An 11,013-nucleotide genomic window follows, 5' to 3' on the forward strand; every position below is an offset into this window, starting at 1 on the left:
GCTCAGTGGTAAAATTTGGTTATATTTAACTTAATAGAAAATCTCTATTCTAAAACTTAGCAAAAAATTTTTCAAATTATGGTAACTCAATTAAGAATTACAGATGAACAAAAAGAAAATGCTGAAATAGATATTCGTGATAAAACAAAGCGTGTTGACTATAACACTTTAGAATACCCCATAGAAGTAATTATTCAAAAATATTTAGATGGAAGAGATGAAGATGAAAATGAATTGTTTATTCCAGACTATCAACGAGAAATGTCTTGGGATGAAGATAGACAATCAAAATTTATTGAATCTTTAATCTTAGGTTTACCAATCCCTTACATTTTTGTTGCTGATATATCAGAATCCGAAGATTTAGCTCGTTTAGAAATTATAGATGGTACACAACGTATTCGCACTTTAACTAGGTTTATTAACAATGAACTTAAATTAAAAAATCTTGAAAAATTAAAAACTCTGAATGGATTTACTTTTCAAGATTTACCGCTACCACGCCAAAGACGTTTTAAACGAACTACTATTAGAATGATTCTATTAACAAAAGAAGCAGATGAAGAAATCAGAAGGGATCTTTTTGAGAGAATTAACAGTGGTAGTGTCGAATTAAATGAAATGGAGAAACGCCGAGGAGGTAAACCAGGAAAGTTTCTGGATCTAATTGAGGAATTATCAAAACATCAGCAATTTCTAGATTTATGCTCTTTTACTGAAACTGAAACCAATAGAAGAGATCCACAAGAATTTATTTTGCGTTTTTTTGCATTTTTAAATAATTATCAAAATTATTCTGATTCTAACAGAAAAGTCCATAAATTTTTAAATAATTATTTAGAACAAGAAAATAAATCTGAGTCATTAAATATTGATGCAATGAAGAAAGAATTTTATCTAGTGTTAGAATTTATCAAAAAGTATTTTCCTGATGCATTACATATTTATCGAAAAACAAAAGATCGCTATGAACCAACAACTAGGATTAAGTTTGAATCAATTTGTGTAGGTATTGCTTTAGCATTAAGAGAAAATCCAAATTTAATACCAAAATCAACTGATTTTTTAGATAGTCAAACATTTAAAAACTACACCACATCTGATGCATATAGTTCTCAAAATAAAGTTATTAATCGTATTCATTATGTTCGTGATCAGCTTCTAGGTAATTAATGAAAAGTACATTATTTAAAGATTTTGGTGAACGCGCTCAAGAAGTTAGTAGATATTTTTTATTTTTGAAAAACTTAGAGCAAGGTTCAATTAAATTAAGCATGGGTAATGCTAAGAATACAAAAACCAAATCAATAAACAGTGATTTAGAAAAAACTCTTAAAGCAACAGGATTTTTGTTACTCTATAATCTAGTCGAATCTACAATGCGTAACGCAATTACAACAATTTTTGATGAATTTCAAAATAAAAATATTTCTTTTGATAATGTCACAGATAAAATTAAAAAAATTATTATTAAGAACTTCAAGGATAATACCTCTCCTGATGCTCTTTTAAAGAGCATAAACAATATTTCATGTGATATAATATCCAGCAGTTTTGATAAAGAAAAATTATTTTCAGGTAATGTTGATGCAAGAAAAATACTACATACATCTGAGATATATGGTTTTTCATGTAAAACAAATGCTAAAAAAACTAAAAACGGTAGCGATTTATTAACAGTTAAGACTAATAGGAATGATTTAGCACATGGTTTTAAATCATTTGAGGAGGTTGGCAGAGATGCTACTGCTGACGAATTATTTGAAATTCAAAAAAGAGTTATTTCTTATTTAAAGGCAATATTAGAGAATATAGAGATTTATCTAACTAACGAAGAATATTTAAAATAGTTGATTATAAATGAATTTAAATCAAAACTTCAGTATCTTTGAAATGAAGTAAAAAAGATGGTAATTTGAATATTATGAATGCTCAATCTGTTAATACCCAAAACCTCTACGAACAAGACTTTTACTTGTGGACACAAACAATTGTCCAGCAATTAAAAGCAAATAATCTTACGGAAATAGATATAGCTAATTTAATTGAAGAAATTGAAAGCATGGGGAGAAGTGAAAAACGGGAATTAAAAAGCCGATTAATTATACTATTAATGCACTTGCTAAAATGGCAATATCAACCAGAAAAGCACAGCGAAAGTTGGCGTAGTACGATTACAGAACAACGCATATGTATTGAAATATTATTAGAAGATAGTCCTAGCTTAAAATCTCTAATTACAGAAGTATTTGAAGATTGTTATCGAAAAGCTTGTCTCAAAGCATCCGATGAAACAGGCATTAAATTAAGTTTTTTTCCGAAAGAATCTCCTTTTACCTTAGAAGAAACATTAAATGATTAATTACTCTTCAAGTTCGCAATCTTCTGTTTTTAATCCTTCGACTTTGATAAATTCTTTGGGTACATTAGTGATATCTACTGGAATATCTAGGTGTAAGATTCCATCTTACCAAACATATGCGATCGCCTCTTTTAAGATCTAAATCACAACTTCCTCACGCTGACAATCAAAAATCACCATAAAGCTAGTGTTAGGTATACGCACCGGGAACTAGTCTAGGCTCCAGGTCAAAGCCTGGGTGTAAGCTAATAATCATTCAAATTGCATCCCCGCGTCTCCCCTTAAGCGCGTCCTCCGAAGTTTGCTCAACGGGGGGAACCCCCGCACGCAACTTCTCTCCGCGTCTTTGTGAGGCAAAGGATTATGCAAGTTAAAGGCAGATTAGCTTAGCTGGTGTTAGATGCCTAAGCCAGAAAGTCACCTCCCTGACTCGGCTACAAAACCGTGCATGAAACGTTAATTTCACGCGGCTCCTCAGTGATTTAGTGCTTGTCACGCACATCTCTAAATTCAGAGTTAACGTAATTCATGACAACAGGCTGTAGCGAGAACAGTGTTTCAGTTGTATTTTTACCTTCACTTTGAACTTTTTCAAGTAGCGATCGCCATCTCAATGACTCCAATGTTTCTATCAATACTGAGGTCGTGATTGACGTTGGCATCGCCATTTTTAAATTCTGAACTGAAACTAGATTATTTTCCCTAGCTAAATAATACATAATTTCTTTTTCTATATTTGACAGGCGTTTAAACTGCCAATCTAGAATCTCTCGAAACATATTACTAGCTAATAAAGATTCATACTTGAGAAACTCACTAGTATGACCGCTAAATACTTCTTGAATGGTTGCAGCAGCTATTTTTAACGCTAATGGATTTCCTCGATAAGTTTGAATTAATTCAAGCCATTGATGTTCTCCACTCAAACCTTTATCCAGTAAAATTTGTTGTGCTGCTTCCGGTTGTAAACCCTTCAGTTCTAATGAACGAACAAAACCTGTGCGACTTTCTTGTAAGGCAACTTCTCGAGGTTTTTCTATACTGGTAAGCACCAAACAGCTTTGATGCTGTTCTTCTCCCAACCTTTTTAAAAGTATCCCATAACCTTCAAGTTCATTGCTATAGCGCCAAACTTGATTATCACTATCTAGAATTACTTCTATAGCATCTAGTATTAGCAGACAATGATGTTGGCGTAGATACCTGATTAAATATGAAATTTTTTGATAAAGAGTTTCTGGTAAATCAATTTTTTGTGGGGATGCTAAGAATTCAATTACATTAGTTAGAAACTCTTTAATTGGTGGGGCATAATGTAGTGATTGCCAAATAATATATTCATAACTATCTTGAATTTGTCTAGCTAACTTTACAGACAAACTGGTTTTGCCAATTCCTCCCATACCTAGCAACATTACCACACGACAATTATCTCTAATAATCCATCTCTCAAGAGTTGCCAGTTCCTCAGCACGTCCATAAAAAGTTGAGACATCAGGCGCACCATCCCAAATTTGGTGGGGGTTAACATCCTGTTGCCTAAAGTTGAGCGAATTAGGAGATGAGTTTGAACTACTTTGGACAGTATGTTCTTGATAGCGGGATAGGATTAGCTGTTGCAGTTTGGTCAGCTTTACAGGGCCACTGCCAGGAATTTTAAATTTCCGGTAAACCTCACTCAGTCTTTTGCGAACGGCATCCTCACTAACCTCTAACTTCTGTGCAATTGTTGTAGTCGAGTCTCCATTCATAGCCAATTCTAGAACCTTCAGTTCTAGGTTGGACACGCTGTATTCAGTCGCTAAAGTTTGCAGAAAGTCTTGGCTAATCACGACACAAAGCCATTGTTTTGCAGAAATTATTTGTCACATGATCACATGAGTGTATCACATGAATGATTAAAAGTGGATACTTTATTATTGTATTTTAACCATCTCTTAATTATATCTTAAAATTAGAATTTCTTGATGTACGTGAGTTAAAGGGTTTAAAACCCCTAATCTACAAATAACTTCAGTTGAGTTGGGGTTTAAATCTTTAACTGTTCTTAATTTTGAATTGTTAATAGTTTGTATATATATATTACATTTCAACAAAAAACTTCACAAAAAAACTTTCTATCCTCCCTTGACAAAGTAGATTTGAATGAGAAAATTAATTTTGGAAATCACTCATGTGAGAAAAGGATAAGAAGGATGAGGGAGATTTGGTTCGACTTCTCCTGTCAGAGCTTGCTTGCCCATAGGGGTACGCAGTAGTTGAATCTCGACTTCGCTCGATTACCGCGTAGCCGAAACTCACCAACCAAAAGATGAGGGAGAAAGATGATTATTAATTCCCCATTACCCCTAATCCCCACTCCCTCCGGGAGCGGGGGCCCTGAGTTCTCCAGTCCTAGCTAAATCGATATTCCAAATGATTACTGAGATATGTCACAGCCGAATCATCAACTAACTTGTGAAGGCGGCGTTCTAGTGCAAGAACGGATTCTCACGCCTTTTCAGCGCAAAGTTCTGCAAAAAAGTTTGCAAGAAGATTTGTCTCACCAATACCGCCAGCGTATTCAAATCATGCTGCTAGCAGATCAGGGAAAATCTCAAACTGAAATTTGTCAAACTTTGAGATGTTGTTCAGCAACTGTACGACATTGGACGCACATTGCCCGTGCTGGGATGGCCCACCAATGGCAAGATTGCCCGATTGGTCGTCCAAAAGCAGCAAATCAAGCATATTCTGAACGTTTGAAAGAACTGATTAGCCATAGTCCCCGCGATTATGGCTATTGTTTTAAGCGGTGGACAATTAATTGGTTGAGCAAACATTTGCACAAAGAGTTGGGTATTCAGATGAGCAATCGTCAACTCAAACGCTTACTCAAACAGATGGGGTTATCCACTCGACCACACCCCAGTCATATCGAAGCAGCAGCCACTGAAAAGGCTAAAAATTCCAAAATATTGATTCACGACCTTCGATCCGAAAATATGTCAGACAATATCGGATTTTTGCCTATTAACTTAGCAACATCAGGTACTGATTTAGAGATTTATGGTGCAAAATCTATCCGAGCAGTTAGTTTCTCTGCAACAGTTGAGTAATACTTTACAGTATTCTCTGTGCGAAGAAGAATTTCAGTCTTGCCTCAAACAATCTAAATCCCTCAACCCAAAAGTGGGCAAGTTTTGGCAGGGAACTGAGGTAAAAGCAGGCATCTACATTGTGATTACTGGTAAGGTGAGGCTGCTTGATGAAGCGGGGGAATTAATTGCTAGTTTGGAAACTGGCGGTTGCTTTGGGGAATTTACCTTATTCCCGGATACTGGGTTTATGCCTTATGCAGCGAGGGCGAGTGTTAACTTGCAATTATGCTTTGTGCCCAGCGAAGTATTGTTACCCTTGATGGTGAAATATCCCCAAATCCGAGAACATTTATGGGAGCAAGCACAAGGGCGTAACTCACTGTTGGTGTCGCAAAAGTCCTCAGAAAAAGCCGTTGATGCTGACACACAACCTCAAACAAGTATCTCATCAACACCAGCATTCAAGCCGAAACCCCAAAAAAAGATTAGCAAAGCTTACTTTCCTAATCCTCAGCAACGAGTCGGACACTTGTTGCAACGAGTAATTAAGGGTTATCCATTTTTTGCTCAACAAAGTGCATCAGATTGTGGTGCAGCTTGTTTGGTGATGGTGTCTCGCTATTGGGGAAAGAGTTTTAGTGTGAATCGTTTGCGGGACATTGCTAATGTTGACCGCAATGGTGCTTCGCTACGGGGGTTATCGGTGGCAGCAGAAAGCATTGGGTTTGCTACACGACCTGTAAAAGCGAGTCTTGACACTTTGGCCAAACAAACATTACCTGCGATCGCACATTGGGAAGGCAAGCACTATATTGTAGTTTATGAGATTACTCGTAAACATGTAATTGTAGCTGATCCGGCGATCGGACAACGCACCCTTAGCCACGCTGAATTTAAAGCCAACTGGACTGGCTATACACTGCTACTGCAACCCACAGCCTTTTTGAAAGATACCAAAGAGAGTACAACTCCCTTTTGGCAATTCTTTGAGTTGATCAAACCTCACTCTTTGGTAATCCTGGAGGTGTTTATTGCCTCGGTGTTTATCCAGCTATTCGGACTAATCACCCCCCTATTCACTCAGCTAATTTTAGATCGAGTAGTAGTGCAGCGTTCTGAACTCACCCTGACAGCCATAGGGATTGGGTTGCTGATTTTTAATTTGTTTAGCGTCGCCATGACAGGGTTACGGCAATATCTGCTTGACCATACAGCAAACAAGCTAGATTTAGCACTAATAGTGGCATTCATCAGCCATACCTTACGGCTACCCTTGAACTTCTTTGAGTCTCGTTATGTAGGGGATATTATCTCTCGCGTCCAGGAGAATCGCAAAATTCAACGCTTCCTTTCAGGTGAAGCCTTATCTATCCTCCTAGATTTACTCACAGTCTTTATCTATGTAGGGTTGATGTTTTGGTACAGCTGGAAAATGGCGTTGCTGGCGTTAGTGATAGTACCGCCTTTTGCCTTGCTGGCATTGATTTCTACACCTTTTCTCCAGAAGATATCGCGAGAAATCTTTAACGCTTTTGCCAACGAGAGTAGTTATCTGATTGAAGTTCTAACAGGTGTCAGAACAGTTAAATCCACGGCAGTAGAACAAACAGTGCGCTGGCATTGGGAAGAGTTATTAGATAAGGAGGTTAAAACTAACTTTTCTGGACAAGTTATCGGCAATCGCTTGCAAATTTTCAGCAACCTGATTCAAGCAGTGATCACCACCGCTATGTTATGGTTTGGCGCACACTTGGTAATTAATAATCAATTAACAATTGGGCAATTAGTAGCATTTAATATGCTGCTGGGAAACATTATTACTCCCTTCCAACGATTAACAGTGTTGTGGAATCAATTGCAAGAAGTGGTGATTGCAACCGAACGTATTAACGACGTGTTAGATACGGAACCTGAAGAAGATTTACAGCATCAAACACGGCAATCTTTACCAGCAATTCGGGGTGATATTCGCTTTGAAAACGTCACATTTCGCTATCATCCAGAAAGCGAAGTTAATGTCATACAAAACCTCAGCTTTGCAATTAAACCAGGGCAAATGGTGGCGTTGGTGGGACGTAGTGGTTCTGGAAAAACAACTATTTCCAAGTTAGTTTTGGGTTTATATCCCCCTACCAATGGCAAGATATTGATTGATGGACAAGATATTAGTAGTATCTCCTTGCGTTCTTTACGCCAGCAAGTTGGGGTAGTTGATCAAGATACCTTTTTATTTGGTGGAACAATACGAGAAAACATTAGCTTAGGACATCCTGGGGCTAATTTAGAACAGATTATCGAAGCAGCAAAATTAGCAGGTGCTGACGAGTTTATTAAAAAATTGCCCATGGGTTATGAAACCCAAATTGGTGAAAGTGGGGGTTTGTTATCTGGTGGACAGCGGCAGCGTGTAGCTATTGCTAGGGCATTACTAGGCAACCCTAAATTATTAATTCTCGATGAGGCAACCTCTCACTTAGATGCAGAATCCGAGAGAATTATTCAAACGAATTTGAACACAATTCTTCAAGGACGAACCACCTTAGTAATTGCCCATCGTCTTTCAACTGTGCGAAATGCAGATTTGATTTTAGTGCTAGATAAAGGTGTGTTAATTGAGAGTGGAACTCACTCAGAACTGATGGCCAAGCGAGGGCATTATTTTTATCTCAATCACCAACAGTTAGATGCATCTGTGTAATTCGTAATGACGCTCCTTCGTCGCTACCGCTACGCTAACGTAATTCGTAATTACGTTTTGTGATGGAGATATAAACCCTTTTTAGTCGGATAAAAAAGAATTTGTCTTACCTCTATCCTCTGTGTTTTCTGTGTTCTCTGCGGTTAAATAATTACTCGAAAAATCATGCCAAATACACTAAATGGAAGGGTTTCTTCCCAAATCCATGAGTATGAATTAAAAGAACAAATTACACCCCAAATTCCGGAACAACAACAGCCATCTCAAAATTTAGCTTTCCAAACACAGGTTAGATCAAGTGATGATTGGTCTGATATTACACAAGGATCACTTGATAGCTTGCCCAAAGTTTGGACAAGAGGATTGCTGTATTTTTTAGTAATTTTTGTATCTATCATTTTACCTTGGGCAATGCTGTTTAGAGTTGATGAAACAGGTATAGCTAGAGGACGACTTGAGCCTAAAGGAAAAACAGTAAAATTAGATGCTGCTGTCACAGGATCTGTAGCAGAAATTCGGGTTAAGGAAGGTGAACTAGTTAAAACCGGTCAAACTCTATTAGTATTGGAATCAGAATTAGTCAAAGCAGAACTGCGACAAGCAAAAGATAAATTAGAAGGACAATTAAATCGACTGTCGCAGTTGAATTTATTGAAGAATCAGTTAGTCGTAGCTTTAGCGACTCAACGGCAACAAAATCAAGCCCAAGAGTTAGAAAAGCAGGCTCAAATAGACCAAGCACGGCAAAATCTTAACGCAATTAAGAATTCCTCTAACTTAAAAAAGGAAGAAAAACTAGCTCAAGTCAATCAAGCCAAACAAATTCTTCAGCATAGCCAAACAGCTAACAAGTTAGTAGAGAATAATCTGGTGAGTAACAGGCGTGAGATGGAACGCTATCATCAACTTTGGCAGAACGGTGTTGTCCCAGAAATTAACTTTGTTGAAAAAAAAGATGTAGTTCAAGAAAAACAAAAGCTCTATGAACAAACAAAATCAGATATTGAGCAATCTAAGCTACGTTTAACAGAGCAGAAAAGTAGTTATGAGCAAAATATTCGACAATCAAATGCTGATATTGCCCAAGCTCAATTGCAACTGAAAGAACAGGAAAGAAGTTATCAAACATTGACTCATTCTGGTAAGCTAGCAATGCTAAAAACTGAGGAACAGTTAAAAAATTTAGAAACCGAAGTGACCGCATTACAAGCAGAAATTGCTCAAAGCAAGAGTCAAATTCAATCATTAGAGTTTCAGATGGAGCAGCGAATCTTAAAAGCTCCAGAAAGTGGTACTATATTTCAGCTACCAATTCAGAAAGCTGGTTCTGTAGTGCAGACAGGAACAATGGTGGCGGAGATTTCACCCCTAAGTTCACCTTTAATAGTTCGAGCGCAGATGGCGACAACCGAGAGCGGTTCTTTGCGTAAAGGATTGTTAGCTAAGTTAAAGTTTGACGCTTATCCGTTTCAAGATTACGGAGTAGTAGAAGGTGATTTAATAGAAATTTCTCCTACTACTGTAGAAGTGGATACTCCTAATGGGAAGGTAGCAGCTTATAACTTGGAAATTGCTATCAAACAGCATTGTATTCCTACTGGTCAAAAGTGTATTGCGTTGCATCCTGGTGATACAGCAACGGCTGAGGTAATTGTGCGTCAGCGCCGGATTATTGATTTTCTACTTGACCCATTCAAGAAGTTACAGCAGGGTGGGGTTGAATTGTAGGTTTTCTGCTGCGATGCTGGTTTGATTATGATCACGCAGAGGCGCAGAGTATAAGAGTTTGAGAGTTTACATTTTAGCTTTCATGCTCTTATTCAGCATTAATTAATTTTGTTTACTTCATGGGGAAATATCATGTCACTAAATATTACTGTTTCAAATGAAGATATTCTTGAGCAGGTGAAGTTAACTTGCAAGTTACCTGAAATCACTGAGGCATTTGTAACGCGTAAGGTCATCGAAAATGCAGCAGTAGAGGTGGGTATTAATGTAGAGAACGAGGAACTGCAACAAGCAGCAGATAATTTACGGTTAGTGTACAAACTTCAAAGTGCTGATGATACTTGGGGATGGTTGGAAAAACATGGTCTTTCTTTAGATGATTTTGAACAAATTGCTCATATTAGTTTGATTTCTGGAAAGTTGGCAATATATTTGTTTGCAGATAAGGTTGAACCTTGGTTTTTTGAACATCAATTAGATTATGTTGGTGTGGCAATGTACGAAGTTGTCTTAGAGGATGAAGATTTAGCGCTAGAGTTCTTCTATGCGATTAAAGAAGGTGAGATGAGTTTTTATGATGTTGCTCATCAACATATTCAAGATACTGAATTACGCCGCCAAGGGGGATATCGGGGGATATTAGGCCGCAAGGATTTAAAGCCGGAAATTTCTACTGCTGTTTTTGCTGCTAAACCTCCTCAGTTTCTTAAGCCAATTTTGACTTCTAAGGGAGTACATCTAATTTTTGTAGAACAATTAATTGAGCCAAAATTAGATGAAAAATTACGCGCTCACATCTTATCAGATTTATTTTCTGAATGGCTTCAACAAAAAGTTACAGCGTTTGGAGCAGAAAGCCCACTCCTTTTAAGTGTGGGATGAATGCATTGCGATATTGTTAGAGGAGATAGGCTAATTTAAAATTCAAAACTTTTTAACTAGTTCCGTGGGTTTAAGTCCCCCGGTTCTCTAATCGGCAAGTTTTGTGTTGGGGTCTGTCTTACAAAGTTGAGGCAGTTCGGAGGAAACCCCCTGGTGACTTTGCGCTAAATCCCCATTACAAAACTTAATTACGAATTACGCGCTTCGCAGCGTAAAGCCTGCGGCATAGCTTCGCTTAGAGCGAGTCCTCGATAGCGTTAGCG

At 37.5% G+C, this 11,013-nt stretch carries 8 protein-coding genes; 7 read left to right on the forward strand and 1 reads right to left on the reverse strand.

Going from position 1 to position 11,013, the window contains the following annotated elements; all coding sequences use genetic code 11:
* The first annotated feature begins 78 nt into the window (after positions 1 to 78).
* The 3 genes from AC5JMF_RS08425 to AC5JMF_RS08435 all read left to right on the forward strand — a co-directional run bounded on the left by AC5JMF_RS08425 (position 79) and on the right by AC5JMF_RS08435 (position 2,362).
* Positions 79 to 1,173, forward strand: a complete 1,095-nt coding sequence (locus AC5JMF_RS08425) for a DUF262 domain-containing protein (RefSeq protein WP_495795252.1) — start codon at positions 79 to 81, stop codon at positions 1,171 to 1,173.
* Positions 1,173 to 1,850 (forward strand): MAE_28990/MAE_18760 family HEPN-like nuclease, encoded by a 678-nt coding sequence (locus AC5JMF_RS08430; RefSeq protein ID WP_495795253.1) that lies wholly within the window; start codon positions 1,173 to 1,175, stop codon positions 1,848 to 1,850. Before AC5JMF_RS08425 ends, AC5JMF_RS08430 begins: the two co-directional genes overlap by 1 nt.
* A gap of 74 nt (positions 1,851 to 1,924) precedes the next feature.
* On the forward strand, positions 1,925 to 2,362 hold the full coding sequence (locus AC5JMF_RS08435; protein ID WP_495795254.1) for a DUF29 domain-containing protein: 438 nt from the start codon (positions 1,925 to 1,927) through the stop codon (positions 2,360 to 2,362).
* Between the two features lie 482 nt (positions 2,363 to 2,844).
* Here the strand turns inward: AC5JMF_RS08435 and AC5JMF_RS08440 are convergent, their stop codons facing one another.
* Complete coding sequence (locus AC5JMF_RS08440) at positions 2,845 to 4,194, reverse strand: helix-turn-helix transcriptional regulator (RefSeq protein ID WP_495795255.1); 1,350 nt, start codon at positions 4,192 to 4,194, stop codon at positions 2,845 to 2,847.
* A 597-nt stretch (positions 4,195 to 4,791) separates the two neighbouring features.
* Between AC5JMF_RS08440 and AC5JMF_RS08445 the strand changes: the two genes are divergently transcribed.
* The 4 genes from AC5JMF_RS08445 (at position 4,792) to AC5JMF_RS08460 (ending at position 10,750) form a co-directional block, all read left to right on the forward strand.
* The gene (locus tag AC5JMF_RS08445; protein WP_495795256.1) at positions 4,792 to 5,460 is read left to right on the forward strand and encodes a helix-turn-helix domain-containing protein; all 669 of its coding nucleotides are present in this window, start codon (positions 4,792 to 4,794) and stop codon (positions 5,458 to 5,460) included.
* Complete coding sequence (locus tag AC5JMF_RS08450; protein WP_495795257.1) at positions 5,411 to 8,140, forward strand: ABC transporter transmembrane domain-containing protein; 2,730 nt, start codon at positions 5,411 to 5,413, stop codon at positions 8,138 to 8,140. The genes AC5JMF_RS08445 and AC5JMF_RS08450 overlap by 50 nt, the downstream gene beginning before the upstream one ends.
* A 165-nt stretch (positions 8,141 to 8,305) precedes the next feature.
* The gene (locus AC5JMF_RS08455) at positions 8,306 to 9,868 is read left to right on the forward strand and encodes a beta-barrel domain-containing protein (RefSeq protein WP_495795258.1); all 1,563 of its coding nucleotides are present in this window, start codon (positions 8,306 to 8,308) and stop codon (positions 9,866 to 9,868) included.
* A gap of 132 nt (positions 9,869 to 10,000) precedes the next feature.
* Positions 10,001 to 10,750 (forward strand): peptidylprolyl isomerase, encoded by a 750-nt coding sequence (locus AC5JMF_RS08460; protein WP_495795259.1) that lies wholly within the window; start codon positions 10,001 to 10,003, stop codon positions 10,748 to 10,750.
* Positions 10,751 to 11,013 lie beyond the last annotated feature (263 nt).

The sequence above is a fragment of the Desmonostoc vinosum genome (assembly GCF_059505385.1).

Excerpts from the sequence above, each read along its gene's own strand:
- AC5JMF_RS08435 (WP_495795254.1), top strand. The coding sequence starts at position 1,925 with ATGAATGCTCAATCTGTTAATACCCAAAACCTCTACGAACAAGACTTT.
- AC5JMF_RS08430 (WP_495795253.1), top strand. The coding sequence starts at position 1,173 with ATGAAAAGTACATTATTTAAAGATTTTGGTGAACGCGCTCAAGAAGTT.
- AC5JMF_RS08455 (WP_495795258.1), top strand. The coding sequence starts at position 8,306 with ATGCCAAATACACTAAATGGAAGGGTTTCTTCCCAAATCCATGAGTAT.
- AC5JMF_RS08460 (WP_495795259.1), top strand. The coding sequence starts at position 10,001 with ATGTCACTAAATATTACTGTTTCAAATGAAGATATTCTTGAGCAGGTG.
- AC5JMF_RS08425 (WP_495795252.1), top strand. The coding sequence starts at position 79 with ATGGTAACTCAATTAAGAATTACAGATGAACAAAAAGAAAATGCTGAA.
- AC5JMF_RS08450 (WP_495795257.1), top strand. The coding sequence starts at position 5,411 with ATGGTGCAAAATCTATCCGAGCAGTTAGTTTCTCTGCAACAGTTGAGT.
- AC5JMF_RS08445 (WP_495795256.1), top strand. The coding sequence starts at position 4,792 with ATGTCACAGCCGAATCATCAACTAACTTGTGAAGGCGGCGTTCTAGTG.